The sequence below is a fragment of the Streptomyces sp. iso_384 genome (assembly GCF_056172905.1).
The window spans coordinates 6636043-6661159 of sequence record NZ_JBWBTT010000001.1; the positions used below are offsets into that span (position 1 = coordinate 6636043).

Consider the following 25117-nt stretch of genomic DNA (forward strand, 5'->3'; position numbering starts at 1 on the left):
TGATCGGCGTGCGGGCCGGTGGTCACCATTGACCGGGCATCGGCTCGGATGTTAGACAGCGTTGAGCGATATACGCAATGGGTGTTGCATATGTTGCAACGAACTTCGAGGAGCTCCCCTTGGCAGCCGAAAGCCCCACCGACCGCACCGCGTCCTCCGCGTCCTCAGCTGCGTCCCTCACGGCCTCCCTCGCCGACGAACGCGTCGACCACCGCTTCAAGGCCCTGCCGCCGGACGCGGAGGGCCTGACCGTCAAAGACCTCGCCGCCGAGCGCCGCAACCTCTTCACCGGCGGGTTCACCACCCCCGTCCTCGCCCTCTCCGCCGAGTCGGTGGCCCACAACCTCGACCTCCTGGAGACGTACGCCGAACGCCACGGCCTCGCGTTCGCCCCGCACGGCAAGACGTCCATGGCGCCGCAGCTCTTCGCCGACCAGCTGAAGCGCGGCGCGTGGGGCATCACGGCCGCCGTGCCGCACCAGGCGCGGGTCTACCGGGCGTACGGGATCGGACGGATCTTCCTCGCCAACGAGCTGGTCGACGCGGTCGCCCTGCGCTGGCTGGCCGGCGAGATGACGGCCGATCCGTCGTTCCGCTTCGTCTGTTACGTCGACTCCGTGCGCGGCGTCGAGCTGATGGAGGAGGCCCTCGGCGCGGCGGGCGCCACCCGCCCGGTCGATGTGGTCGTGGAGCTGGGCGCGTGCGAGGGCGCGCGCACCGGGGCCCGCACGGAGGCCGACTGCGCGGCGGTGGCCGACGCGGTGGCGGCGGCCGGGTCGCTGCGCCTGGTGGGCGTCGCCGGGTACGAGGGCGAGGTGCCGGACGCCGACCCGGAGCGCGTACGGGCGTGGCTGCGGCGGCTCATCGGGCTCGCGGCCGCCTTCGACGGCGAGAAGAGGTTCGCCGGCGCAGAGGAGATCGTGATCAGTGCCGGCGGCAGCGCCTGGTTCGACGCGGTCGCGGACGTCTTCGCCGAGATCCCCGAACTGAGCCTGCCCGTGCTCAAGTTGCTGCGCTCCGGCGCGTACGTCTCGCACGACGACGGGCACTACAAGCACCTCACCCCGTTCAACCGCGTCCCCGAGGAGGGCGCCCTTCAGCCCGCCTTCCGGCTCTGGGCGCAGGTCGTCTCCCGCCCCTCCGGCGAGCAGGCGTTCCTGAACGCGGGCAAGCGGGACGCGGCGTACGACCTCGATCTGCCCGAGGCCCAGGTGGTCCGCTCCGGCCGGGACGGCTCGGTCCGGCCCGCCACCGGGATCACCGTCACCGGCCTCTCCGACCAGCACACCTGGGTGCGCACGGAGGGCGGGGCGGAGCTGGAGGTGGGCGACTGGGTCGGCATGGGCCTCTCACACCCCTGCACCAGCTTCGACAAGTGGCAGCTGATCCCGCTGGTCACGGCGGACGGCACGGTCACCGACTACATCCGCACGTTCTTCTAGAGCCGCCGAGCCGTACGGCTTTCACCCTCCGAAAGGTGACCCATGGACCTGGTCCTGCGTGACGCACTGGTCGTCGACGGCACCGGCGAGCCCGGCTACCGCGCCGATGTGGCGGTCGACGGCGGCCGCATAGCCGAGATCCACCCCGAGGGCTCCCCCGGCCCCCGCCCCACCGCCACCCGCACGGTGGACGCGGCCGGCCTCGCGCTCGCCCCCGGTTTCATCGACATGCACGCCCACAGCGATCTGGCGCTGCTGCGCGACCCGGACCACAGTGCGAAGGCGGCGCAGGGCGTCACGCTCGAAGTGCTCGGCCAGGACGGGTTGTCGTACGCCCCCGTCGACGACCGTACGCTCGCCGAGGTCCGCCGCTCGATCACCGGCTGGAACGGCGACGGCTCCGGCATCGACTTCGACTGGCGCACGGTCGGCGGCTATCTGGACCGCCTCGACCGCAACTTCGGCGGCCAGGGCATCGCCGTCAACGCCGCCTACCTCATCCCGCAGGGCACGGTCCGGATGTACGCGGTGGGCTGGGACGACCGTCCCGCCACCGACGCCGAACTGACCCGGATGAAGGAGCTGGTGGACCAGGGCATGCGGGAGGGCGCGGTCGGCATGTCGTCCGGGCTGACCTACACGCCCGGCATGTACGCGGACGACGCCGAACTCACCGGGCTCTGCCGGGTGGTGGCCTCCCACAGCGGCTACTACTGCCCGCACCACCGCAGTTACGGAGCGGGCGCGCTCGAAGCGTACGAGGAGATGGTGCAGCTGACCCACAACGCCGGCTGCGCCCTTCATCTCGCCCACGCCACCATGAACTTCGGCGTGAACAAGGGCAGGGCGCCCGATCTCCTGGCCCTCCTGGACGGGGCGCTGGCCGCCGGGGCCGACATCTCGCTCGACACCTACCCGTACACCCCCGGCTGCACCACCCTCGTGGCGATGCTGCCGAGTTGGGCGAGCGAGGGCGGACCGGAGTCGATCCTCACCCGGCTCGCGGACCCTTCGAGCGCGGAGAAGATCCGGCACCACCTGGAGGTGCTGGGCTCGGACGGCTGCCACGGCGTACCGATCGAGTGGGACACCATCGAGATCAGCGGCGTGAGCGCGCCGCACCTGGCGGAGTACGTGGGCCGTACGGTGGCGGAGTCGGCGGCGGCGCGGGGCGAGGAGCCCTGGGTGACCGCGAAGCGGCTGCTCACCGAGGACCGGCTCGGCACGACGATCCTCCAGCACGTGGGCCACGAGGAGAACGTCCAGCAGATCATGCGCCACCCCGTGCACACCGGCGGCAGCGACGGCATCCTCCAGGGCGACAAGCCGCACCCCCGGGCGTACGGCACGTTCCCGCAGTATCTGGGCCGCTACGCACGGGAGTTGGGCATCCTGTCACTGGAGGAGTGCGTCGCCCATCTGACCTCGCGCCCGGCCGGCCGGCTGCGGCTCGCGGACCGGGGTCTGGTGCGCGAGGGCTACCGCGCGGACCTGGTGCTGTTCGATCCGGACACGGTGGCGGCGGGCTCCACTTTCGAGGAGCCGCGCACGCTGCCGGTGGGCATCCCGCACGTCCTGATCGACGGCCGGTTCGTCATCGAGGACGGCAGGCGGACGTCGGTGCTGGCGGGCAAGGCGGTCAGGGGCGCCGGGGCCGCCTGAGGGCTCACGGGGCAGCGTCCGCCGCGCGCTCGGCCGCCCAGGCGAGATCCTCCTCCGTGGGGGCGTCGTCCTGGGTGAGGGCGCGCCGCCAGTATCCGCCGAACTCGACGGCGGTCCTGGGTAGTCGACGGTCCTCGACCAGGTGGCGGCGGAGCGCCCGGACGGCGGACGCCTCGCCCGCCACCCAGGCCGCGTCCACCCCGCCGAGGTCCGCTCCGGCGCCCCGTACGGCGTCCACCAGCGAGGCCCCCCGGTCCCGGTGCACCCAGCGGACCTCGGCCCCTCCGGCGGCGGACGGCAGCTCCCGCTCCTCCGCCGCGTCCGCGACCTCGGCGTACACGACAGCCTTGGTCCCGGCGGGCAGCGCCTCCAGCACGGTGGCGATGGCCGGGAGCGCGGACTCGTCCCCGGCCAGGAGCATCCGCCGGGCGGCGGGCAGCGGGCGGGCGTAGAGGGAGGACGGGCCGACCATGCCGAGGACGTCGCCGGCCCGGGCCGCCGCACCCCAGCGGGAGGCGGGCCCGTCCTCGCCGTGCAGCACGAAGTCCACGGCCATCACATTGCGTTCGCGGTCGTAGGAGCGGACGGTGAAGCCGCGCAGCCAGGGCCGCTCCGCCTCCGGAATCGCGAGGAACGCCTCGTACCAGCGCATGCCGTACGGATCGTCGGCGTCCCGCTCCGGCAGCAGCCCCTCCTTCACGCTCCGCCCCTCGCGCGGCAGGCACAGTTTCATCTGCTGGTCGGGGCGGTCCTCCAGCAGGCGCGGCAGCGCCTGCCCGGTGAAGCCGACCCTGACGGTGCGCGGGGTGATCCGCTCCGCTCCGGTGACCCGTACGTAGCTGACCGGCATGGCCTGACCCATGATGCCGCACCCCTTCCCTGGTATCTTTACGCGGTAAAGCATTGCCCGGCCGAAGTTACTTTATGGCGTAAGGAGTCGCAAGTGGTGGTCTTTGCCGGGCAGGGTGACGCCCGCCGCTCCCTCTCCCTGCTCTGGCGCGCGGAAGTCGCCGCATCGCCACGCGGTGGCCCCGGGCCCAAGCCCCGGCTGAGCGTGGACGCCATCGTGGCGGCGGCCGTCGCGGTCGCGGACGAGGAGGGCATGGGGGCCCTGTCGATGCGGGCGGTCGGCGACCGGTTGGGCCGGACCGCGATGGCTCTGTACACCCACGTCCCGGGCAAGAGCGAGCTGCTGGACCTGATGTACGACGCGGCCCACGCCGAACTCCCCGCCGCCTACCCGGATTCGGACGACTGGCGGGCGCCGCTCACCGCGTGGGCCGGGGAGGTGCTGGAGTTCTACGTCCGCCACCCCTGGGTGCTCCAGGTCTCGCAGGCCCGGCCGGTGCTGGGACCGCACGAGTACGCGAACCTGGACACGCTCGTCCGGCTGCTCGGGGCGACCGGGCTGCCGGCCCGGACGGTGCGGCGGCTGGTGGGGACGCTGTTCCCGCTGGTGCAGGGCTCGGCGCGGACGGTGGCGGACGCCCGACGGGCCGCAGCCGCGACCGGGAGCTCCGACGAGGAGTGGTGGGCGGCGCGTTCGGCGGCCCTGACGGCGCTGGTCCCGGACTTCGCGGAGCGCTTTCCGGCGGTGATCGGGCTGGAGCGGGACGGGGCGCCGGAGCCGCCTCCGGAAGGCGGCGGGCACGACGCGGTGCCGTATCCGGAGCGGGAGGCGCGCGAGACGTTCCGGGTGGGGCTGGACGTCCTGCTGGACGGAATCGAGGCGGCGCGCGCCCGGCGGCCCTGAGGAAGGTCAGGACCGCCCGGCGCGCGCCCGGGATCGCACAGGACGACCGCTACGGCTTGGGCAGCGCGCAGCCCTCGGCATCCAGGTCGATCTTGCTGCCGACCCCGATGCACGGAACCATGTTGTAGGTCTGCTGGGCGTAGTTGATGCCCTCGCGGACGGTCACCTCGCCGTTCTCGTCGACCTCGCACGGGTTGTTGTCCGTGCACTCCTGGCCGCTCTCGTTACCGGTGTTGTTGACGGCGACCACCTTGCCGGTGGCGTCGTCGATCACCGGCGAGCCGGACGTGCCACCGATGGTCCGGCACTCCGGGGTGTAGCGGACCGAGTCCTTCCAGGTCCACCGGCCCTCCTTGAGCTGGTGGACGAAGCCGTCGATGTCACAGCTGTAGGTGCGCTTCCAGTAGCCGGAGGCGACCGTGATGGCGGTGCCCGCCGTCGGGTGCGCGGTCTCCAGCTCCAGCGCCTGGATGCCGTAGCTGTCCTCGATCTGCTGGTAGGTGCTGGTGAGTTCGTAGAGCGAGAGATCGGTGTCGGTCATCGTGCCGTACGCGATCTTGCTCGCCCTGAGAGTGCCGACACCGCTGCCCGAGGCGTTGAGCAGGGTGAACGTCCGCGAGGACGGCTGGTCGAGGACGACCTCGCCGGGACCCGGGAAGCCGGACGCCAGGCAGTGCCCGTTGGAGAGCACGAGGGCGCGGTCGGTGGGCTCGGCGTCGGGTGAACGGACCACGGAACCCGAACAGTTGCTGAGTGCGACGGTCCCGGCGAAGGTCACGGCCTTCGCCGCGGGGGCGGCTTCGCTTGCCTGCGGTGCGGCTTCGGCCGCAACCTCGCTCGCGTTCCCGGCGGGTTCGGCCGCGCCGACGGGCGCGGCACCCGCTCCCAGGAGCAGGGCAGCAAGAAACGCACCGACGAGAGGCTTGTTCATGTGGGGGGTACCTCCAGTGATGCCAAGGGCCGGAGATCTTCCGGCTTTTGACATGCGCATGCTGGCGCAGATGTCAGGCCATCACAAGGGGTCAATTCCGGCCACGGCGCCGGCCTCGGCCGCACCGCGGTAGATGTGGTCGCGCCCCCACAGCCCCAGCGGCTCCAGCGCCGCGTTCAGCGAGAGGCCCAGCGGGGTGAGTGAATACTCCACGCGCGGCGGCACCTCGGCGTACACCTCGCGGTGCACGATGCCGTCGTCCTCCAGCTCCTTGAGATGGGAGCTCAGGACCTTCTCGGTCACCCCGGGCACGGCCCGGCGCAACTCACCGAAGCGGCAGGTCCGCTCGTTCAGCGCCCACAGGATGAGCACCTTCCATTTGCCGCCGATCACATCCATCGCCGCGTCGATCCCGCAGACGAAAGCCCCCGGCCTCCGTACGATCCGTTTCATCGCCCGCTCCCCCACCTGCTCGCTCACCACGAGGTAACCACCCACTCGATAGTGCGTACTTGTTGCCTCCGGCACCGTCGACCAGCCTAATCGGCATGTCCGACAACACCGCTGTTTCCGTTCCGCCCGCCCCGCCCACCCCTCTCACCCTGCTCGGCCTCGGCGCGATGGGCGCCGCGCTCGCCCGTACCTGGCTCGCCGCCGGGCACCCGCTGACCGTCTGGAACCGCACCCCCGGCCGGAGCGCCGGACTCGCCGCCGGCGGCGCGCGGGTGGCCGCCACGGCGGCCGAGGCGGTGGCCGCGAGCCCGCTCGTCGTCACCTGCCTCCTGGACGACGCCTCGGTCCGCGAGGCGCTGGCCGACGCCGACCTGACGGGCAAGGACCTGGTCGACCTCACCACCTCCACCCCCGCCGAGTCGCGCACCCGCGCGGTCTGGGCGAACGAGCGCGGCGCCCGCTTCCTGGACGGCGGGATCATGGCCGTTCCGCCGATGATCGGTGTGCCGGGGGCCGGCGGCTATGTCTTCTGCAGCGGTGACCGCGAGGTCTTCGACGCCCACCAGGAGGCGCTGTCCGTACCCGTCGGCACCCGGTACGTCGGCGCCGACCCCGGGTTCGCCGCGCTCCACGACGTGGCGCTGCTCAGCGCGATGACCGCCATGTTCGCCGGCGCCCGGCACGCGGCAGCGCTGGTCGCGGGGTCGGGGGCCGACGAGAAGGAGCTGCTCCGTACGGCCCGGGAGCAGGGCGTCGACACGGCCCTGCTGATCGCGTCGGCGGGCTCGATGAACGGGATCTGACACCCGGGGGGCCGGGCGCGTCAGGCGTCGGCCGCCGCGGCCTCCTTCGCGTACGTCACCGCCTGGAGCAGCGTCAGACCGGGTTCGGCCTCGCGCAGGATCTTGATGGCCGCCACGGAGTCCGCCGGGCCCTCGTGCCCGGCGGCGGTGAGGTACTGCCGCACCCACCGGCCGCGCAGCTCCGTGTCCGGGCGCCCGGCGGATTCCTCGGCCAGGGCGAGGGCGCGCTCCAGGCCGGGGCGCTCGGCGTCCGTGGCGGTCTCCAGCGCACTCCGGATCCCGGCGACGACTTCGGGGGCGTCGTGGAGGACGAGGACGGCGAGGGGCTGGGGCTTCCGGAACAGGCTCATGGGGCCACCTTTCCCCGGCCGGCCCGGCTCTCACCGGAGTTGAGCAAGATCTGAGCCCCCCTGCCCTGCCGTGTGCCGCGCCGCCCGGTGCGCCGGCTCCGCCCGGAACCCGGCCGGAGGGCCTCGGTCCCGGGACCGAGGCCCTCCGGCCGCGCATGTCGGTCCGCAGCCGGAGGCGCGCCCGCGCCCCGGCTGCGTACGGTCGGCGTATGACACTCGACCTCGACGCGTACTTCGCCCGCATCGGCTGGACCGGGGAGCCCCGCCCCACCCTGGAGGTGTTGCGGTCGCTGCACCGCGCGCATCTGCTCGGCATCCCGTTCGAGAACCTGGAGGCCGTCCTCGGCTCCGCGCCGTCGCTGGCACTCGACGACCTGGAGGCGAAGCTCGTACGGGGCGGGCGCGGCGGGTACTGCTACGAGCACAACACCCTCTTCTCCACCGCGCTCCGGCAGATCGGCTTCTCCGTGACACCGCTGACGGCCCGGGTGGTGCTGGGCGCGGCGCCGGGCGACATCCGGCCCCGTACGCACATGCTGATGCGGGTGGACGTGGCGGGCGAGCCGCACCCGTATCTGGCGGACGTCGGGTTCGGGACGGTCGGGGCGCTGCTGGAGCCGATCGAGCTGGTGGAGGGCGCCGAGCTGTTCGACGCGCCGCGCCGCCACCGCCTGGTCCACGCGCCGCACCACGGTCCGCTGCCGCTGTGGGAGCTGCAGACCGACCAGGGCGGGTCGTGGGAGCCGCAGTACACGTTCACCCTGGATCCGTACGAGAAGCCGGACTACGAGGTGATCAACTGGTTCATCGCCACGCACCCGCGCTCGCCGTTCCGGCAGGCGGTGTACGCGCAGCGCACCCGGATCGGTTTCCACCTCGCGCTGTCCGGGCTCGATCTGGTGGAGACGGCCGACGACGGCACGGTCCGCGAGCGGCAGCTGAAGGACGGCGACGAGGCGCTGCGGGTCCTCGCAGACGATTTCGGCATCCGGCTCCCGGAGGGCACCCGCCTGCCGGAGTGATTCCTTCCGCCGTATGCCCTGCCGCCGGTGTGGCCCGCGTGGCGCATCTCACCCGTTCCGGCCGCCCACACCTCCTTTCCAAGCCGCGACGCCGCCCCGACCGGGCCATCCCACGGTCCGGGGCGGTGGCGGACATGGCGATGGAAGACGGGCCGGGGCCCGAGCGTGCCCCGGAGGGCGTACGGCCGGAGCGATCCCCGAGCACCCCGCGAAACGCGGCCGTAAGCTCGCGGACATGCAGGTCATCCAGTCCACGAAGCTCTCCAACGTCTGCTACGAGATCCGGGGCCCCGTGCTGGAGGAGGCGATGCGGCTGGAAGCGGCCGGTCAGCGCATCCTCAAGCTGAACACGGGCAACCCCGCCGCGTTCGGGTTCGAGTGCCCGCCGGAGATCCTGGAAGACATCCTGCGCAACCTCGCGAGCGCGCACGGGTACGGCGACGCGAAGGGCCTGCTGTCGGCGCGCCGTGCGGTGATGCAGCACTACCAGACCAAGGGGATCGACCTCGACGTCGAGGACATCTACCTGGGCAACGGCGTCTCCGAGCTGATCCAGATGTCGATGCAGGCACTGCTGGACGACGGCGACGAGGTGCTCGTACCGGCTCCCGACTATCCGCTGTGGACCGCGTCGGTCTCGCTGGCGGGCGGGACGGCCGTGCACTACCGGTGCGACGAGCAGGCCGACTGGATGCCGGACCTCGCGGACATCGAGCGGAAGATCACCGACCGCACCAAGGCCCTGGTGATCATCAACCCGAACAACCCGACCGGTGCGGTGTACGACGACGAGATGCTGCGCGGTCTCACCGAGATCGCCCGGCGGCACAACCTGATCGTCTGCTCCGACGAGATCTACGACCGCATCCTGTACGACGGCGCGACCCACACCCCGACGGCCTCGCTGGCGCCGGACCTGATGGTGCTGACCTTCAACGGGCTCTCCAAGAACTACCGGGTGGCCGGGTACCGCTCCGGCTGGATGGCCGTCTGCGGCCCGAAGGCGCACGCCTCCTCGTACATCGAGGGGCTGACGATCCTCGCCAACATGCGGCTCTGCGCCAACATGCCCTCGCAGTACGCGGTGGCCAGCGCGCTCGGCGGGCGGCAGTCGATCGAGGACCTGGTGCTGCCGGGCGGCCGGATCCTGGAGCAGCGGGATGTGGCGTACGACCTGCTGACCTCGATCCCCGGGGTGACCTGCGTGAAGCCGAAGGGGGCGCTGTATCTCTTCCCCCGGCTCGACCCCGATGTCTACAAGATCAAGGACGACCGGCAGATGGTGCTGGACCTGCTGCGGGCCGAGAAGATCATGGTCGTGCAGGGCACCGGCTTCAACTGGCCCGAGCCCGATCACTTCCGGATCGTCACGCTGCCGACGGTGGAGGACCTGACCGACGCGGTGACCCGGATCGGCACGTTCCTGGACGGTTACGGACAGCCGTGACGCGCCCGGACGGTTACGGACAGCCGTAACGCGACCACATTCCGGATCGAGCACAACTTTAGACTCATTCCAATGTAGGATGGTTCCACGCACCATCGGGAGGCCATCCATGTACGAGCCGATCCGCAGCCCCTCGGTCCACGCCCCGGCCGACGACGCGGACTTTCCGCACCGCAGCCGCGAGGAGGAGCTGGACATCCAGCTCGCCGGGCATCTGGCCGCCCTCCTCGCGGTCACCGACGAGCTGGGCCTCGGCACGGCGGGCGACCGCATCGCCGAGCAGGTGGCCCGGCTGCGCGGCGCACCGCCCGCCCGGCACGCCGGCCTGACCGACGCCGCCCCCGCGGACCTCCACCGCCGCGCCCACGCCCTCGCGGGCCGCGCTCTGCTGGTGGCCGCGTCCCGCGCCGACACGACCGCCGCCATCCTCTCCGCCGAGCGGATGGACGCCCACACCGCGGCCCTGGCCGCGCTCGCCGACGCCGCCCCCTCCGGGCAGCTGGTCGGCGCCCACTGACGGCCCCGGTCCGCATGCCGCGCAGGCGTGCGGACCGGGCGCCATGACCTGTCCACGACCTGCCCGCGGCCCGGGTGACACCACCGGCCGTTGCGTACTGGGATGGCTCCTTCATCTGCCGTCCACCCGACTCGGCCCGGAATGTGGGTTTCCGCGAGCACGCTGCGCAGGGTGAGACGCATCGTGGGAATCGTCCTGGCGGTCGTGCTGATCGCCGGTGTGGCGGCGGCCGTCGCCCTGGGCCGTGACAGCGAGGACAGCGGCACCGCCGCGAAGACCGTGCGCGGGGTGATCGGGTCGGAGAAGGCCGAGTTCTTCGCCGACCCCGACACCGTGAAGGCCCTGGCCGCCAAGGGGTTAACCGTCCGCACGGAGACCTCCGGGTCCTGGGCCATGGACCGACTGCCCCTGAAGGGCTACGACTTCGCCTTCCCCGGCTCCAAGGCGCCGGCCGACGAGCTGCGCCGGGAAGCCGAGGACCAGGGCGGCCCGCTGCGGCCGTTCTACTCGCCGCTCGTCGTGGTGGCCCACCGCAACGCGGCCGAGGTCCTCGCCGACAACGGCCTGGCCCGGCTGCGGTCCGACGGCGGCTCGAAGTTCACCACACAGGGCACGCTGCTGATGGACCCCTACCTGGCGGCGGCGAAGGACGACCGGACCTGGCAGCAGCTCAAAGGGGCCTCCGGGCACGCCGAGTTGAGCGGCACGGTGTTCATCACCAGCACCGACCCCGTCTCCTCCAACTCCGGCGCCCTCTACCTCGCCGCCGCCTCGTACGTCGCCGAGGGCGGCCGGGTGGCCACGGACGCGAAGGCCGTGGAACGCACGGCGCCGCTGCTGCGCAAGCTCGTCCAGGTGCAGGGCGCACAGCAGACCAGCAGCGACGCGCCGTTCCGGGACTTCATCAGTGGGGTCGGCAATCCGCTCGTGCTGGTCTACGAGTCGCAGGTGGCATCGCTCCTGATGAGCAGTCAGCGGCAGGAGATCGGCGACCTCGTCGTCCTCTACCCGGACACCACGGTCTCCAGCGACCACACCCTCGTACCGCTGACCGGCCACGGCCGCGAGCTCGGCGAGCTGCTGTCCACCGACCCCGAGCTGCGGAAGCTGGCGGTACGGCACGGCTTCCGGCCCCAGGGCGCGGCCGCCGATTTCAGCGCCGCCACCGCGGATCACACCGCCTACATCGACCAGCGGCTGACCGGCGTACGCCAGGCGCCCGTACCCACCGCGGAGGTGCTGCGCTCGATGGCACAGCGGGCCCGCGGCTGACGACGCCCGGCCCGCAACCGGCCCAGCCACCCGCAGTCAGGAGACCTCCACCATGACCCAGAACGCCGGGCCCCGGAACGCAGGGCCCGAGAACCCCGGCCCCCAGGATCCCCGAAGGCCGTACGGCCCGCCGACCACCCCTCTCGTGCTCACCCCGCCCGCACCCGTCGCCCCCGTCCGCGCCGAGCAGGCCGCCGGGCTCGTCCCGGTCGAAGAAGCCGTGCGGGCCGACATGGTCCGGCGCGCCGAGGAGTACGTCGACGGCCTCGCCGAACTCGACGCCCGGTCACCCGAGTTCGGCGCCCGCGTCGGGGAGATCGCCGCGCTCGGACAGAGCGACATCCGCAGCGCCGCCCAGCAGTCCAACCGGATGCTGGACCGCACCGTCCGCTCGCTCGCCTCCGGCGAGGGCGACGCCCCGGCCCGGGTGGGCTCCTCACTGGTCGAGCTGCGCCGCACGGTGGAGGACCTCGATCCGCGCGACACCCCGAGGCGCGGGGCCCGCCGGCTGCTGTCCCGGCTGCCGGGCGGGCGGGCGCTGCGCGACCACGTCGCGAAGTACGCCTCCGCCAAGGGCACCCTCGACCGGATCGTGCGCTCGCTCCGCGGCGGCCAGGACGAACTACGGCGCGACAAGGCCGCGTTGTACACCGAGCGCACCCGTCTCTGGGAATCCATGGGCAAACTCCAGGAGTACGTGGTGCTCACCGAGGCCCTGGACGGCGTCGTGGAGCGGCGCGTCGCGGAGGCCGAGGCGGCGGGCGACCCGGTGCGGGCGGACGCGCTGCGGGCCGACGTCCTCTTCCCCGTACGGCAGAAGCACCAGGATCTGCTGACCCAGATCGCGGTCTGCGCCCAGGGCTATCTGGCGATGGACGTGGTGCGGCGCAACAACGACGAGCTGATCAAGGGCGTCGACCGGGCGGCCACCACGACCGTGTCCGCGCTGCGGATCGCGGTGATGCTGTCCTCGGCGCTGGAGAACCAGCGCCGGGTGACCGAGCAGGTGCAGGTGCTGCGCTCCACCACGGAGGACCTGATCCGGGGGAACGCGGAGATGCTCGCCGCGCAGAGCGGGGAGATCCAGCAGCTGGCGGCCGATCCGGCGGTCGGCGTCGAGACCCTGCGCACGGCGTTCGGGCAGATCTACGCGACGCTCGACGCGATCGACACGTACAAGGCGCGGGCGACCGAGACCATGGCGGCCACCGTGCGGACGCTGACCGCCGAACTCCAGGAGGCCGGGGCCCGGTTGGACCGCAGCCGCACGACGGATCCGGCACTGGACGGAGGCCGCTCATGAGAGACCGACGCCCGACGAGACCTCTTCCCGCCCGGCGCGCCCAGGTGGCCCGGCGCGCGCTGCTCCCGCTGCTGGCCGCGCTCCTGCTCGTCCCGCTCGCCGCCTGCACGACGGACCGGGACGCCGGGCGGGACACCGGCCGGGGCGGCGACGACGGGCGGGCGCGCACGGGCACGCTCCGGATCCTGGCCTCCAGCGAACTGAGCGACATGGAGCCGCTGTTGGAGAAGGCCCGCGAGGCGACCGGGATCACCGTGCGGCCCACCTGGGCGGGCACGCTGGACGCGGTGGAACGGCTGGCGTCGGGCAAGGCGGACGGGGCGTTCGACGCGGTCTGGCTGTCGTCCAACGACTATCTGCGGCTCGTCCCGGAGGCCGCCCGGAGAATCGCGTCCGAGACCCCGCTGATGGCTTCCCCGGTCGCGCTCGGCGTGCGGCCCGCGGCGGTGCGACGGCTCGGCTGGGACGCCGACGCGGTCAGCTGGGCGCAGGTCCACCGGGCGGTCGCGGCCGGGGACCTGACGTACGGGATGACCGACCCGAACCGCTCCAACTCCGGTTTCTCCGCACTGATCTCGATCGCCTCCGGGCTCTCCGGCGCCCAGGCGGCGCTCACCGACGCCGATGTCCGCAGGGCCGGGCCGAAGCTGAGGGAGTTCTTCGCCGGGCAGCGGCTCACCTCCGGTTCCTCGGGCTGGCTGGCCTCCGCGTACGCCCGGCGCTCCACCGTGGACGCGCTGATCAACTACGAGTCGGTGCTGCTGTCGCTGAACCGGGACAGCGACGCCGGGCTGACCGTGATCCGCCCGCGCGACGGGGTGGTCACCGCCGACTACCCGCTGAGCGCGCTCAGCGGGGCCACACCGGAGGCCCGCGACGCCGTGCGGACGCTGACCGAGCACTTCCGGTCCACCGAGGTGCAACGGGAGATCACCGCGCGGACGCTGCGCCGCCCGGTCGTCGCCGCCGCACGCCCCGCCGATCCGCTCTCGCCCGAGCAGCGCCGCGAACTGCCGTTCCCCGGTACGCGATCGGTCGCGGACGGGCTGCTGTCCTCGTACGAACACCGGCTGCGGCGCCCTTCGCGGACCGTGTACGTGCTGGACACCTCGGAGTCGATGAAGGGCGGGCGGCTGGACCGGCTGAAGTCCGCGCTGAACGGGCTGACCAGCGGCTTCAGGGAGCGCGAACAGGTCACGCTGCTGCCGTTCGGGTCCACCGTCAAACAGGTCCGCACCCACACCGTCGACCCGGCGGACCCGAAGGCGGGCCCGGCGGCGATCCGGGCGGACACGGCGGCGCTGACGGCCGAGGGGGACACGGCGATCTACTCCTCCCTGGCTGCGGCCTACGACCATCTGGGCCCGGACACCGAGTCCGCGTTCACCTCCATCGTGCTGATGACGGACGGCGAGAACACGGCGGGCCGGTCGGCGGCCCAGTTCACGGCGTTCTACCGGGCGCTGCCCGCAGCCCGGCAGGTCACCCCGGTGTTCCCGATCGTGTTCGGCGACTCCGACCGCTCGGAGCTGGACGCGATCGCCGAGCTGACCGGCGGCCGGCTCTTCGACGGGACGAAGAAGGCGGGCCCGGGCTCGCTGGACGGGGCGTTCGAGGAGATCCGTGGCTACCAGTAGGGACGCGGCCGGGAAGGGGCCAACGGCTGTCGGCAGGGGCGCGGCGGGGAAGAGATCACCGACTGCCGGCCCGGGTCCGGCGCGAAGGGGGTCCGTGGCGGCCCGGGTGATCGGCTATCTGGAGTCGGCCCGGAATCTGACCGGCGGGGCCGCGGCCCTCGGCGGGCTCGCCCTCACCTTCGCCGGGTTCGCGGGCGCGTACTGGCCCGTGGTGGTCGGCGGGCTGTACGGGGCGGGCGCCCTGATCGCCCCGCCGCGCCGCCCGCCCGCCCCGGCGTTCGATGAGCCCTCCTCCCGGCTGGACGAGCTGCGGGCCGACCTCGCGACCTTGCGGGCGTACCTGAAGCAGGTGGACCTGCCGCCCGCCGCGACGGAGCGGCTGGAGGCGCTGACCGTTCTGCTGGACGGGCTGCTGGCACCCGGCTGGGTCTCGGAGGCGCTGGCGGACGACCCGGAGGGCGGCCATGTGGTGGCGCGGGCGGTGTGCCGGGACGTTCCGGAGTCCGTCGACACCTATCTGCGGACCCGGTGGTGGACGCGGCTCGCACCGGGCGCGCGGGCTCCGGAGGAGGAGCTGGAGCGGCAGCTGTCGCTGCTGCACGGGGAGGCGCAGCGGCTGGTGGACGGGTTGCGCGAGGCGGAGGAGCTGCGCCAGCGGTCGCACACGAGGTACCTGGAGGACCGGGGCGGCTCCGGGCATCGGGAAGACCGGGGCAGCTCCGCGTATCCGGAGGACCGGGGCGGCTCGGCGGCAAGGGCAGAAACGGGGCGGCCCCCGGAACCGTGAGGGGGTTCCGGGGGCCGGGAGGGTGTCCTTGGTCGGGAACAGGCCCTCCGGGGCCGTCGGCGACGACAGGCCCCGTACCGCGGCGGATCGTTCGGCCCCACAGGTCAGGGCGGATGTCCGATGGACCCGGCCGCGGGGTCCGGTGGGAGCGCCGGGATCAGCCCAGGCGCTCGACGAGCGCGTGGTACTCGTCCCACAGCTCCTTGGGCGCGTGGTCGCCGAAGGTGTTGAGGTGCTCGGGGACCAGGGCGGCCTCCTCGCGCCAGACCTTCTTGTCGACCGTGAGGAGGAAGTCGAGGTCGGCCTCGGAGAGGTCCAGGCCCTCGGTGTCCAGCGAGCCCTTGGCCGGCAGGATGCCGATCGGGGACTCGACGCCCTCGGCCTTGCCCTCCAGACGCTCCACGATCCATTTCAGGACGCGGCTGTTCTCGCCGAAGCCGGGCCAGACGAACTTGCCGGCGTCGTTCTTGCGGAACCAGTTCACGTAGTAGATCTTGGGCAGCTTCGACTGGTCGGCCTTGTCCGCGCCGACCTTCACCCAGTGGTTCATGTAGTCGCCCATGTTGTAGCCGCAGAACGGCAGCATGGCGAACGGGTCGCGGCGCAGCTCGCCGACCTTGCCCTCGGCGGCGGCGGTCTTCTCGGAGGCGACGTTGGCTCCGAGGAAGACACCGTGCTGCCAGTCGAAGGACTCGGTGACCAGCGGCACGGCCGAGGCGCGGCGGCCGCCGAAGAGGATCGCCGAGATCGGCACGCCCTTGGGGTCCTCCCACTCGGGCGCGATGATCGGGCACTGCCCGGCCGGGACGGTGAAGCGGGCGTTGGGGTGGGCGGCGGGCGTGCCGGACTCGGGGGTCCAGTCGTTGCCCTTCCAGTCGGTGAGGTGCGCGGGCGCCTCCTCGGTCATGCCCTCCCACCAGACGTCGCCGTCGTCCGTCAGCGCCACGTTGGTGAAGACGGAGTTGCCCCACATGGTCTTCATGGCGTTGGCGTTGGTGTGCTCGCCGGTGCCGGGCGCGACGCCGAAGAAGCCGGCCTCGGGGTTGATCGCGTAGAGGCGGCCGTCCTCGCCGAACCGCATCCAGGCGATGTCGTCGCCGATGGTCTCCACGGTCCAGCCGGGGATGGTCGGCTCCAGCATGGCGAGGTTGGTCTTGCCGCAGGCGGAGGGGAAGGCGGCCGCGACGTACTTGCTCTCCCCCCGCGGCGGCGTGAGCTTCAGGATGAGCATGTGCTCGGCGAGCCAGCCCTCGTCACGGGCCATGACGGAGGCGATGCGCAGGGCGTAGCACTTCTTGCCGAGCAGGGCGTTGCCGCCGTAGCCGGAGCCGTACGACCAGATCTCGCGGTCCTCGGGGAAGTGCGAGATGTACTTGGTGGTGTTGCAGGGCCACGGAACGTCCTCCTGACCCTCGGCCAGCGGCGCTCCCAGCGTGTGGACGGCCTTCACGAAGAAGCCGTCGGTGCCCAGCTCGTCCAGGACGGCCTGGCCCATGCGGGTCATGGTGCGCATGGAGACGGCGACGTACGCGGAGTCGGTGATCTCGACGCCGATCGCGGAGAGCGGCGAGCCGACGGGCCCCATGCAGAAGGGCACGACGTACATGGTGCGTCCGCGCATGGACCCACGGAACACACCATCGGCACCGGTGAAGATCTCCCGCATCTCGGCGGGGTCCTTCCAGTGGTTGGTCGGACCCGCGTCCTTCTCCTCCTTGGAGCAGATGAACGTACGGTCCTCGACGCGGGCGACATCGCTCGGGTCGGACGCGGCGTAGTACGAGTTCGGCCGCTTGATCTCGTCCAGCCTGGTGAACGTGCCCTTGGCGACGAGCTCCCCGCACAGGCGCTCGTACTCGGCCTCGGAACCGTCGCACCAGACCACCCGGTCCGGCTGGGTGATCGCTGCGATCTCGTCGACCCAGGAGATCAGCTCCTGGTGGTGGGTGGGGACAGTGAGGGGAGCCGCGATGTCGCGCGCCACGATCGCTCCTAGTTGAGGGTGTCAGTTGTCTGAGGCCCCGTGGGGGCTGCGACCCGGATGCTTCGTACCCTTCGAATTCCCCTGGCGCTCATCCGGTGCCGACTGCACTCATTTGATCATCCGACCGATCCGCCCATCTGTCCAGGGGGCCTCACACGTGAGCATCGCCACTCATTTGCGCCCGATATCCAGTACCTACGGTGGCGTAGGTAGCATGCGGATATGACTGACGCCGCCGCTAGCGACGCGACCCCGGGCCCCGTCGTCCTCGACCCCGTACCCGTCAAACCACGGATGCGCGGCTGGCTGCACGCCGGAATGTTCCCGGCGGTGCTGGTCGCGGGCATCACCCTGATCGCACTGACCGACAGCACCACGGGCCGGATCGCCTGCACCGTCTACATCCTCAGCGCCTGTCTGCTGTTCGGCGTCAGCGCGGTCTACCACCGCGGCACCTGGGGGCCGCGCGGCGAGGCGGTGCTGCGCCGTCTGGACCACGCGAACATCTTCCTGATCATCGCGGGCACCTACACGCCACTGACGCTGCTCCTGCTGCCCGAGTCGACCGCCCGGCCGCTGCTGTGGGCGGTCTGGGCGGCCGCGGCGGCGGGCATCGCCTTCCGGGTGTTCTGGGTCGGCGCGCCGCGCTGGCTCTACACCCCGTGCTACATCGCGATGGGCTGGGCGGCGGTCTTCTTCCTGCCGGACTTCATGCGGACCGGTGGCATCGCGGTCCTGGTCCTGGTGATCGTCGGCGGCGTGCTCTACAGCGCGGGCGGCGTGATCTACGGCATCAAGAAGCCGAACCCTTCGCCGCGCTGGTTCGGCTTCCACGAGGTCTTCCACTCGCTGACGCTGGCGGCGTTCGTCGCGCACTACGTGGGCATCTCGCTGGTGGCGTACCAGCACGGATAGGGCACACGCAGGACATACGGACGAGGGGCCGGCCGCACGAAGCGACCGGCCCCTCACTCATGTGCTCACCTTTGTGCGGGCCCTCACCCGCCCAGCTTGTCCGCCAGCTCCCCCGCGTCCGTCGTCGGCGCGTCGCACACGAAGTGGCGGCAGACGTACGCGGTCGGCTCCCCGCCCACCAGCGGCCGGTCCACCAGCAGTGGGAACTCGGCCCCCGCACCCGGCCCCTGACCCGCGGCGACCACCGCGCCCGGGGCCCGCCCCAGCAACGCCGTACGGTGCAGCTCCCCGCCGACCGGACCGGCCACGGCCACCTCGCGGGGCCCGTCCAGCAGCGCCTCGGCCACGGCGAGGCCCCAGCCGACGAACCGGGGGACGCGCGGGCCCAGGGCCTTCACCACGCCGAGCGCGCCCTCGGCGGCGGTGCGATGGGCCTCGGACCCGGTGTACGCGGCGTACGAGAGCAGCGCACCGGCGGCAGCGGTCCACCCGGACGGGGTGGCGCTGTCGGTGGGATCCTGGGGCCGCCGGATGAGCTGCTCGGCGTCATGAGCGGTGTCGTACAGCTGACCGCCCTCGCCGGTGAACTGCTCCAGCACGATGTCCAGCAGGAACCCGGCGAACTCCAGCCAGGCGCCCTCCCCGGTCACCGCCGCCAGTGCGAGGAAGCCCTCGGCGACGTCTCCGTAGTCCTCCAGCACCCCGGCGTTGTCCCCGGCCCGCCCGTCCTTGGAGGTACGGGTCAGCCGGGCGATCTCGCCCAGGTGCACCCGGACCAGCAGATCGGCGGCCTCGGTGGCCCGCTCCACGAGGTCGGGCCGGTCGAAGTAGGCGCCGGTCTCGGCGAGCGCGGCGATGGCGAGCCCGTTCCAGGCGGCGACCACCTTGTCGTCCCGCCCCGGGCGCGGCCGCTCCTCACGGGCGGCCAGCAGCCGGGCCCGTACGTCCGCGAGCCGCGCGGCGTCCACAGGCCCCGCGTCCCCCGGCAGCCGGAGCACGGAGGCGCCCTCCTCGAAGGTGCCGTCCTCGGTCACTCCGAAGTAAGAGGCGGCGAAGACGGCGTCGTCCTCCCCCAGCACGTCACGCAACTGCCCGGGCGTCCACACATAGAACGCCCCCTCGACATGCCTGCCGTCCGCGTCCTCGCTGTCGGCGTCCAGCGCCGAGGCGAACCCGCCCTCGGCCGTGCGCAGCTCCCGCACCATGAAGTCGGCGGTCTCCAGGGCGATCCGCCGGGCCTCGTCGGACCCGGTGGTACGCCAGAGATGGGCGTACACGCGGCAGAGCAGCGCATTGTCGTACAGCATCTTCTCGAAGTGCGGCACGATCCACTCCCGGTCCACGGAGTACCGCGCGAACCCGCCGCCGAGCTGGTCGTAGATCCCGCCGCGGGCCATCGCCGAGCAGGTGTCGGCGGCCATCTGCAGGGCCCCTTCGGCCCCGGTCCGCGCATAGTGCCGCAGCAGAAATTCCACGGCCATGGCCGGCGGGAACTTGGGCGCGCCCCCGAACCCGCCGTGCTGCTCGTCGTACTCCCGGGTCAGCCCGAGCAGAGCCTGAGCGATCTCCGACTCCCCCGGCACCCCGTCACCGCCATGGACCAGCGACCGCCCCGCCAGATCGGCGACGATGCGCTCCGCCACCTCGGCGACCTCCTCACGCCGGTCGGTCCAGGCGGCCACCACCCCCTCCAGCACCTGCTGGAAGGAGGGCGAGCCGTGCCGGGCCTCGGGCGGGAAGTAGGTCCCGAAGTAGAAGGGCTCGGCGTCCGGGGTGAGAAAGACGGTCATCGGCCACCCACCGTGCCCGGTGGCCGCCTGCACGGCCTCCATGTAGACGGCGTCGACATCGGGCCGCTCCTCCCGGTCGACCTTCACCGGCACGAAGTGCGCGTTGAGATAGGCGGCCACGGTCTCGTCCTCGAACGACTCGTGCGCCATGACGTGGCACCAGTGGCAGCTGGCGTACCCGACGCTGAGCAGCACGGGCACATCCCGCTTCCTGGCCTCCTCGAACGCCTCGGGCGACCAGGGCCACCAGTCGACGGGGTTGTCGGCGTGCTGGAGGAGATACGGGGAGGTGGTCTGCGCAAGTCGGTTGGCCATGACCCCAATCCTCGCGCACCCGCCTCCAGGACACCCGCGCGCCACGGGGCGGGGCGGAAACGGGCAGGCCCCCGGCCGGGAGACCCCCGTCGGCACCACGACGGCAGAGGCGAGGTCGGCGGTGACGTCGCTCCGAAGCTCCGTCACATGATCGACCCGCTGCGCACGTACGAAGGGTGAGGCGAGGAGTTCGGCCACTGCGGGCCTCCGTCGCGGCGATCCGGGCCCCTCCCTCCGGGCCCCTGAGCCCTGCTCCTGCCCACCGATGCGTCGCTCTTCGTTCCCGGCGGGCGTGCGGCCCGGTGATACGGCGGTGAGAACGAGGTGACCCGTGCAACGCAGCGACCGGATACGTCTGGGTGTGCGTGCGAGCAGCGGGCAGACCGCCATCGAGTACCTGTCCCTGATCGCCGTGGTGGTAGCCGTGGTCGGTGCGATCGTCGCGACCGGCATCGGCGGTTCGCTCTTCCCGCCCTGCCCGGCTTCCTGCCGACGACGCCAAGGGCCGATATCGAGACAGCCTGACACGCCACGGCCGATGAGCCCTCGCGACGATGATCACTCACCGTGCGGGCGGAACTGGGGCCTCCGTCTCCATTGTCCGCCTCGACGGGCCTTTTGATCACGTAGAGGGAACATGGAGGTATACCCTCCGGGCGGAATTGCCCAGCAGTACCACTGTCTTGAACCAGCCATCGACCTAATTTCCGTTGACCATCCCCACAGCCGCCGTGAAGAGTAGCTCCGGCTTCACCAGTTCATCCATCCGAGGGGGCAGAGAAATGAAGAACAACGTTCGCAGAATTGGTGCGATCGGTACGGCCGCGGCGGCGCTCGCAGGCATCATGGTGATCGGGGGAGGTGCCACGGCGCAGGCGGACACCCGCTGCAGCTGGAGCACCATCACCATCAACAGCGGCAAGGGCGCCGAGGCTCCGAGCAAGGCGTCCGGCCACAAGCACAACACCGGAAACCACTACGTCGGCTACATCGCCGGCGACCTGGTCGACTGGTATGCGGACAACAACGGCGGCAGCGACGGCGACACCTGGGACTCGTACTACGGTACGCGCAAGTGCTAGTCTCCCCGACCGTTTGAATCAATTACCGTGGTGCGGGTGGAAGTTCACCCGCACCACGCGGCCCCCACAGCAGAAGGCGAACCAGGCATGCCCCGTCACCTCACATTACCGCTGGCCACAGTCGCCCTGGCGGCGCTGATGCTGTCGGGTTGCGCCACGACCGAGGGTGAAGCGAAGGACCCGGCTCCCGGGGCGGAGCAGTCCGCGAACTCCCAGGACGCGATGAGCGGTCTGCCGCAGGGAAATCCCACCGCGTTCGCCGATCTCGAGGTCGGCATGTGTTCCAACTTCCAGGGAGATGTCAGCTCGGACCAGGAAGTCGGCACGGTGGACTGCGCGACGCCGCACCGATTCGAGATTCTTTCCGAGGGCGAGATTCCGAAAGACGGGAAAAGCCCTTTCCCCGGTGACCGCGGTGTCATGGACGCCATGCGCAAGGTCTGCGATCCCGTACTGAATCCTCTTGTTTCGAAGAACAAGGGATCCTTGATCGGACTGCTCTTCGTGCCGCTCAACAAGGAATCCTGGGAATCCGGGAACAGGACCGGCTACTGCGCCATAACGTTCCCCGAGCCCAAAACCGGAAAGATCGGCAAAGCCGCGTGACGCAGGAGCCCGAACCCACCGGGCCCTCCGACGCGCTCGTCCGCTTCGAGGACGTCCGAAAGTCCTTCCGCACCGCGCGCGGCCGCCGGCAGCAGGCCCTGGACGGATTCTCCATGTCCATTCCCCGGGGTTCGATCGTGGGGCTTCTCGGACCGAACGGCTCGGGCAAGACCACCGCTCTCAAGACCCTTCTCGGCCTCGTCCGGCCCGACAGCGGCGCTGTTCACGCCTTCGGCCGCGCGCTCCCGAAGGACCAGCGGCATGTCGCCGGTCGGATGGGGGCGCTCATCGAAGGCCCCGCGTTCAACGCCTCGTTGACCGGCGAGCACAACCTCCGGCTGATCGGCGAACTGCACGGCGCGGGGGCGGCCGAAGTGGCCGAGGCGCTGGAGCTGGTCGGGATCGCGCCCGCCGCCCGGCGCGCCTACTCCGGCTACTCGCTCGGCATGAAGCAGCGGCTCGGCGTGGCCGGGGCGCTGATCTCCGGACCCGAACTCCTCGTCCTGGACGAGCCCATGAACGGTCTCGATCCCGAAGCCGTGCGGGACATGCGGGAGTTGCTGAAGAGGTTGCGCGACGAGCGCGGTATGACCGTGGTCGTCTCCTCTCACATCCTGGCCGAGGTCGAGCTGGTCTGCGACTGGGTCACCATCGTCAGGAACGGCCGCGTCATCTGCGACGCCGGGGTCTCCGAGCTGATCTCCCGGGGGACCGAGCACCTGGTGGTGCGGGTGCACGACACGGTCACCGAGCAGGCCGTCGCCGTACTGGAGCGGAACGGCCACACCCTCACCCGGGCCGCCGGGCCGCGCGGCACGGACGAGCTACGTATGGCCGTCCCGAAGCCACGTCCGCACGCGCCCGACGTGCTGAGGCTGCTGACCGCCCAGGACGTGTATCCGCGCGAGCTGCTGGTGGAGTCCGTCTCCCTGGAGGACATCTACGTCGCGGCGGTCCGGGCGGCCGACGCCGCGGCGAAGGACGGTCCCCTTGACCGCCGTTGACCAGGTGCGCGGCTTCGGCGCCCCGCCCTGGCGCCGCCTCGTGCGGGCCGAGCTGCTCCGGCTGACCGCACCCCCGGCCGTACGCCGCGTCGCGGCCGCTCTGCCGCTGCTGGTCCTGGCCTTCGGCCTGTCGAAGCTGTTCACCCACAGCCCGGACACCGGCCCGGCCCTGCGCGAAGCGGACGCGCGCTACCGGGAGTTCATCGAGCAGGCCGCCCGCACGGGCATGCCGACCGGCAGCGTTGGGCGGGACAACTTCTTCGACGACCCGCGCTACCTGATGGAGGCGCTCTCCTTCGGAGACCTGCGCACCGTCCTGCTCGGGCTCTGCGCTGCGGCCACGGTCTTCGGGATCGTCAGCGGCGGTGCCGACTGGGCTTCGCGGGTGATGCTCACGCTCACCGCCGCCGAGCCGGGGCGCGCCCGGCTCTTCCTCACCCGCGGCCTGCTGGTCGGCGGTCTCTCCATGGCGGCGACCGCCCTGTGCGGGCTGCTCCTCGTGCCGTGTCTGCTGCTCGCGGCTCAGCTCCGGGGCAGTGCGGAAGGCCTGGACGCCGCGTACTGGGCAGTGCTGGTCAGCCAGTTCCTGCGGGGCATCGTGCTCGTGGGGCTGCTGGCCCTCCTCGGCCACAGCCTCGCCGTGCTGACGCGCCACGTCCCCGCCGCCCTCGCGATCGCCTTCCTCTATCTCGCCGGCGCGGGCCGGATCTTCGGGGGGCGGGGGCCGCGACTGGCCGAGTACGACATGGACGGCCTCACGTTCGCCGTCCTCAATGAGAAGCCCGTCATCCCCATGGCGGAGTCCGACTGCATCGCGGGCCCCGGCTGCGAGGCGGTCCACGTCGACCTGACCGCCGCCGACGGCTTCGTCGGGATCCTCCTGTATCTCCTCCCGGTGCTCGCTCTGGCCCTGTGGCGCTCCACCCGAACGGACGTCGGCTGATGACCCTCCTGGCGAAACCCTCGTCGCCGCCCCTGAGCCGCCTCGTCCGGGCCGAACTGCGCCGGGTACTGAGTCCGAAGCCCGTTCGGTACGGCCTCTGCGCGCTCCCCGCGATCCTGCTGGCCCTTGCCGTGACCGCCTTCGTCAGTCATCACACCGACGTGGCGGCGGCGTGGCGGGCGGCCGAAGCGGCCTACCGCGCGTACGCGGAGGAAGCGGCGACCCGGCCCGCGGGCTCGGTCGAGTCCCTGTCCCCTCGCGAGTTCTTCGACGACCCCCGCTACCTCATGGCGAAGGCTTCCTTCGTCGACCTGCGCGCGGTGCTGTCGGGGCTGTCGCTGGCCGCCCTGGTGCTCGGCGTCCTCAGCGGGGGCGTCGACTGGTCGTCCCGCGTGATGCTCACCCTCACCGCCGCCGAGCCCCGGCGCACCCGGCTCTTCCTCACCAGGGGCCTGCTCGTCACCGCCGTCGCGACCGCCGCCGCCGTCCTGACCTTCGTCTTCTTCGTGCCCCTCCTGCTGGGCGTGGCCCACTTCAAGGGGTCCCTGGCCGACACGGACGGGCGGTACTGGACGGTGCTCACCGTCGTCGGGGCGCGCGGTGCGGTCCTCGTCGGGCTGGTGGCGCTGCTGGGCTACGCCCTCGCCATGCTGACCCGCCGTACGGCCACGGCCCTCGGCATCGCACTCGCCTATCTGATCGCCTCCGGCCGTATCGTCCAGGAGTACGTCCCGGCTCTGGCCGAGTACCAGCTCTCCGGGATCACGTTCGCCGTCCTCAACGAGCGTCTGCTGATGGAGACGGACCGGACCACCTGTATCGGCGAGGCCGCCTGTCTGGCCATGCGGGAGGGCACCACCGCGACCACCGCCTTCCTCGCCCTGTCCGTCCACCTGCTCCCCGTCGTGGCCGCGGCCTGGTGGCGGTTCGCGCGCCGGGACGTCGGCTGAGGCTGTCCCCTCGCGGCGGGCCCCGGCGACCTGGCCGGGTGAGCCGCCCGGCCGTGCCTTGACCGTCCCCTTGCCCGGTGCCCCTCGCGCCGGAGCGCGCTACGCAGGACACTTGACCCCGACGCTTGGTAACTGACGCTCCGGAACCC

The 25117-nt window shown here is 71.9% G+C and carries 23 protein-coding genes; 17 read left to right on the top strand and 6 right to left on the bottom strand.

Going from position 1 to position 25117, the window contains the following annotated elements:
* Positions 1 to 119 precede the first annotated feature (119 nt).
* The gene (locus AC0VY3_RS29645; RefSeq protein ID WP_475550996.1) at positions 120 to 1442 is read left to right on the top strand and encodes a type III PLP-dependent enzyme domain-containing protein; all 1323 of its coding nucleotides are present in this window, start codon (positions 120 to 122) and stop codon (positions 1440 to 1442) included.
* A gap of 42 nt (positions 1443 to 1484) precedes the next feature.
* The gene (locus AC0VY3_RS29650) at positions 1485 to 3104 is read left to right on the top strand and encodes an N-acyl-D-amino-acid deacylase family protein (RefSeq protein WP_475550997.1); all 1620 of its coding nucleotides are present in this window, start codon (positions 1485 to 1487) and stop codon (positions 3102 to 3104) included.
* Positions 3105 to 3108: 4 nt separating this feature from the next.
* On the opposite strand, the gene AC0VY3_RS29655 is transcribed toward AC0VY3_RS29650, so the two are convergent.
* Entirely contained in the window at positions 3109 to 3966 is an 858-nt protein-coding gene (locus tag AC0VY3_RS29655) for a siderophore-interacting protein (RefSeq protein ID WP_242741351.1), read from the bottom strand.
* Positions 3967 to 4047: 81 nt separating this feature from the next.
* On the opposite strand from AC0VY3_RS29655, the gene AC0VY3_RS29660 reads away from it, so the two are divergent.
* Positions 4048 to 4857 carry a TetR/AcrR family transcriptional regulator gene (locus AC0VY3_RS29660; RefSeq protein ID WP_475550998.1) on the top strand — a complete coding sequence of 270 codons (810 nt, stop codon included), beginning with the start codon at positions 4048 to 4050 and terminating at the stop codon, positions 4855 to 4857.
* A gap of 49 nt (positions 4858 to 4906) precedes the next feature.
* On the opposite strand, the gene AC0VY3_RS29665 is transcribed toward AC0VY3_RS29660, so the two are convergent.
* A complete protein-coding gene (locus AC0VY3_RS29665) occupies positions 4907 to 5788 on the bottom strand; it encodes a S1 family peptidase (protein ID WP_475550999.1) in 882 nt (293 codons plus the stop codon).
* 81 nt (positions 5789 to 5869) lie between these two features.
* On the bottom strand, positions 5870 to 6241 hold the full coding sequence (locus tag AC0VY3_RS29670) for a winged helix-turn-helix transcriptional regulator (protein WP_032787323.1): 372 nt from the start codon (positions 6239 to 6241) through the stop codon (positions 5870 to 5872).
* Positions 6242 to 6336: 95 nt separating this feature from the next.
* Between AC0VY3_RS29670 and AC0VY3_RS29675 the strand changes: the two genes are divergently transcribed.
* A complete protein-coding gene (locus AC0VY3_RS29675) occupies positions 6337 to 7044 on the top strand; it encodes an NAD(P)-dependent oxidoreductase (protein ID WP_475551000.1) in 708 nt (235 codons plus the stop codon).
* Positions 7045 to 7064: 20 nt separating this feature from the next.
* On the opposite strand, the gene AC0VY3_RS29680 is transcribed toward AC0VY3_RS29675, so the two are convergent.
* Positions 7065 to 7394 carry a hypothetical protein gene (locus AC0VY3_RS29680; RefSeq protein ID WP_475551001.1) on the bottom strand — a complete coding sequence of 110 codons (330 nt, stop codon included), beginning with the start codon at positions 7392 to 7394 and terminating at the stop codon, positions 7065 to 7067.
* A gap of 209 nt (positions 7395 to 7603) precedes the next feature.
* Between AC0VY3_RS29680 and AC0VY3_RS29685 the strand changes: the two genes are divergently transcribed.
* From AC0VY3_RS29685 to AC0VY3_RS29715, 7 genes are all read left to right on the top strand, one after another.
* Positions 7604 to 8416 (top strand): arylamine N-acetyltransferase family protein, encoded by an 813-nt coding sequence (locus AC0VY3_RS29685; protein WP_103509944.1) that lies wholly within the window; start codon positions 7604 to 7606, stop codon positions 8414 to 8416.
* Between the two features lie 235 nt (positions 8417 to 8651).
* Complete coding sequence (locus tag AC0VY3_RS29690) at positions 8652 to 9863, top strand: pyridoxal phosphate-dependent aminotransferase (protein ID WP_475551002.1); 1212 nt, start codon at positions 8652 to 8654, stop codon at positions 9861 to 9863.
* Between the two features lie 109 nt (positions 9864 to 9972).
* Entirely contained in the window at positions 9973 to 10380 is a 408-nt protein-coding gene (locus AC0VY3_RS29695; protein WP_475551003.1) for an SCO4983 family protein, read from the top strand.
* A gap of 183 nt (positions 10381 to 10563) precedes the next feature.
* Complete coding sequence (locus AC0VY3_RS29700) at positions 10564 to 11652, top strand: hypothetical protein (RefSeq protein ID WP_475551752.1); 1089 nt, start codon at positions 10564 to 10566, stop codon at positions 11650 to 11652.
* A gap of 52 nt (positions 11653 to 11704) precedes the next feature.
* Positions 11705 to 12955: a toxic anion resistance protein gene (locus AC0VY3_RS29705; RefSeq protein ID WP_475551004.1), complete on the top strand. Its 1251-nt coding sequence runs from the start codon at positions 11705 to 11707 to the stop codon at positions 12953 to 12955.
* Positions 12952 to 14592 (top strand): vWA domain-containing protein, encoded by a 1641-nt coding sequence (locus AC0VY3_RS29710; protein WP_475551005.1) that lies wholly within the window; start codon positions 12952 to 12954, stop codon positions 14590 to 14592. Before AC0VY3_RS29705 ends, AC0VY3_RS29710 begins: the two co-directional genes overlap by 4 nt.
* A gap of 94 nt (positions 14593 to 14686) precedes the next feature.
* Positions 14687 to 15379 (top strand): hypothetical protein, encoded by a 693-nt coding sequence (locus AC0VY3_RS29715; RefSeq protein WP_475551006.1) that lies wholly within the window; start codon positions 14687 to 14689, stop codon positions 15377 to 15379.
* Between the two features lie 157 nt (positions 15380 to 15536).
* Here AC0VY3_RS29715 and AC0VY3_RS29720 read toward each other — a convergent pair whose 3' ends face one another.
* Complete coding sequence (locus AC0VY3_RS29720) at positions 15537 to 17363, bottom strand: phosphoenolpyruvate carboxykinase (GTP) (protein WP_103507410.1); 1827 nt, start codon at positions 17361 to 17363, stop codon at positions 15537 to 15539.
* Positions 17364 to 17585: 222 nt separating this feature from the next.
* On the opposite strand from AC0VY3_RS29720, the gene trhA reads away from it, so the two are divergent.
* Positions 17586 to 18278 (top strand): PAQR family membrane homeostasis protein TrhA, encoded by a 693-nt coding sequence (gene trhA / locus AC0VY3_RS29725; RefSeq protein ID WP_103507411.1) that lies wholly within the window; start codon positions 17586 to 17588, stop codon positions 18276 to 18278.
* 83 nt (positions 18279 to 18361) lie between these two features.
* Here trhA and AC0VY3_RS29730 read toward each other — a convergent pair whose 3' ends face one another.
* Positions 18362 to 20383: a thioredoxin domain-containing protein gene (locus AC0VY3_RS29730; RefSeq protein WP_475551007.1), complete on the bottom strand. Its 2022-nt coding sequence runs from the start codon at positions 20381 to 20383 to the stop codon at positions 18362 to 18364.
* 782 nt (positions 20384 to 21165) lie between these two features.
* Here AC0VY3_RS29730 and AC0VY3_RS29735 point away from each other — a divergent pair.
* The 5 genes from AC0VY3_RS29735 to AC0VY3_RS29755 all read left to right on the top strand — a co-directional run bounded on the left by AC0VY3_RS29735 (position 21166) and on the right by AC0VY3_RS29755 (position 24968).
* Complete coding sequence (locus AC0VY3_RS29735; RefSeq protein ID WP_242741362.1) at positions 21166 to 21465, top strand: hypothetical protein; 300 nt, start codon at positions 21166 to 21168, stop codon at positions 21463 to 21465.
* 87 nt (positions 21466 to 21552) lie between these two features.
* A complete protein-coding gene (locus tag AC0VY3_RS29740) occupies positions 21553 to 22071 on the top strand; it encodes a septum formation family protein (protein WP_475551008.1) in 519 nt (172 codons plus the stop codon).
* Positions 22068 to 23075, top strand: coding sequence for an ABC transporter ATP-binding protein (locus AC0VY3_RS29745; protein ID WP_475551009.1), 1008 nt, complete (start codon positions 22068 to 22070; stop codon positions 23073 to 23075). The genes AC0VY3_RS29740 and AC0VY3_RS29745 overlap by 4 nt, the downstream gene beginning before the upstream one ends.
* Positions 23062 to 24018 (top strand): hypothetical protein, encoded by a 957-nt coding sequence (locus AC0VY3_RS29750; RefSeq protein WP_103507416.1) that lies wholly within the window; start codon positions 23062 to 23064, stop codon positions 24016 to 24018. The genes AC0VY3_RS29745 and AC0VY3_RS29750 overlap by 14 nt, the downstream gene beginning before the upstream one ends.
* The gene (locus AC0VY3_RS29755) at positions 24018 to 24968 is read left to right on the top strand and encodes a hypothetical protein (protein ID WP_475551010.1); all 951 of its coding nucleotides are present in this window, start codon (positions 24018 to 24020) and stop codon (positions 24966 to 24968) included. Before AC0VY3_RS29750 ends, AC0VY3_RS29755 begins: the two co-directional genes overlap by 1 nt.
* Positions 24969 to 25117 lie beyond the last annotated feature (149 nt).

Excerpts from the sequence above, each read along its gene's own strand:
- AC0VY3_RS29650 (WP_475550997.1), top strand. The coding sequence starts at position 1,485 with ATGGACCTGGTCCTGCGTGACGCACTGGTCGTCGACGGCACCGGCGAG.
- AC0VY3_RS29655 (WP_242741351.1), bottom strand. The coding sequence starts at position 3,966 with ATGGGTCAGGCCATGCCGGTCAGCTACGTACGGGTCACCGGAGCGGAG.
- AC0VY3_RS29665 (WP_475550999.1), bottom strand. The coding sequence starts at position 5,788 with ATGAACAAGCCTCTCGTCGGTGCGTTTCTTGCTGCCCTGCTCCTGGGA.
- AC0VY3_RS29670 (WP_032787323.1), bottom strand. The coding sequence starts at position 6,241 with ATGAAACGGATCGTACGGAGGCCGGGGGCTTTCGTCTGCGGGATCGAC.
- AC0VY3_RS29675 (WP_475551000.1), top strand. The coding sequence starts at position 6,337 with ATGTCCGACAACACCGCTGTTTCCGTTCCGCCCGCCCCGCCCACCCCT.
- AC0VY3_RS29680 (WP_475551001.1), bottom strand. The coding sequence starts at position 7,394 with ATGAGCCTGTTCCGGAAGCCCCAGCCCCTCGCCGTCCTCGTCCTCCAC.
- AC0VY3_RS29685 (WP_103509944.1), top strand. The coding sequence starts at position 7,604 with ATGACACTCGACCTCGACGCGTACTTCGCCCGCATCGGCTGGACCGGG.
- AC0VY3_RS29690 (WP_475551002.1), top strand. The coding sequence starts at position 8,652 with ATGCAGGTCATCCAGTCCACGAAGCTCTCCAACGTCTGCTACGAGATC.
- AC0VY3_RS29695 (WP_475551003.1), top strand. The coding sequence starts at position 9,973 with ATGTACGAGCCGATCCGCAGCCCCTCGGTCCACGCCCCGGCCGACGAC.
- AC0VY3_RS29705 (WP_475551004.1), top strand. The coding sequence starts at position 11,705 with ATGACCCAGAACGCCGGGCCCCGGAACGCAGGGCCCGAGAACCCCGGC.
- AC0VY3_RS29710 (WP_475551005.1), top strand. The coding sequence starts at position 12,952 with ATGAGAGACCGACGCCCGACGAGACCTCTTCCCGCCCGGCGCGCCCAG.
- trhA (WP_103507411.1), top strand. The coding sequence starts at position 17,586 with ATGACTGACGCCGCCGCTAGCGACGCGACCCCGGGCCCCGTCGTCCTC.
- AC0VY3_RS29730 (WP_475551007.1), bottom strand. The coding sequence starts at position 20,383 with ATGGCCAACCGACTTGCGCAGACCACCTCCCCGTATCTCCTCCAGCAC.
- AC0VY3_RS29735 (WP_242741362.1), top strand. The coding sequence starts at position 21,166 with ATGAAGAACAACGTTCGCAGAATTGGTGCGATCGGTACGGCCGCGGCG.
- AC0VY3_RS29740 (WP_475551008.1), top strand. The coding sequence starts at position 21,553 with ATGCCCCGTCACCTCACATTACCGCTGGCCACAGTCGCCCTGGCGGCG.
- AC0VY3_RS29755 (WP_475551010.1), top strand. The coding sequence starts at position 24,018 with ATGACCCTCCTGGCGAAACCCTCGTCGCCGCCCCTGAGCCGCCTCGTC.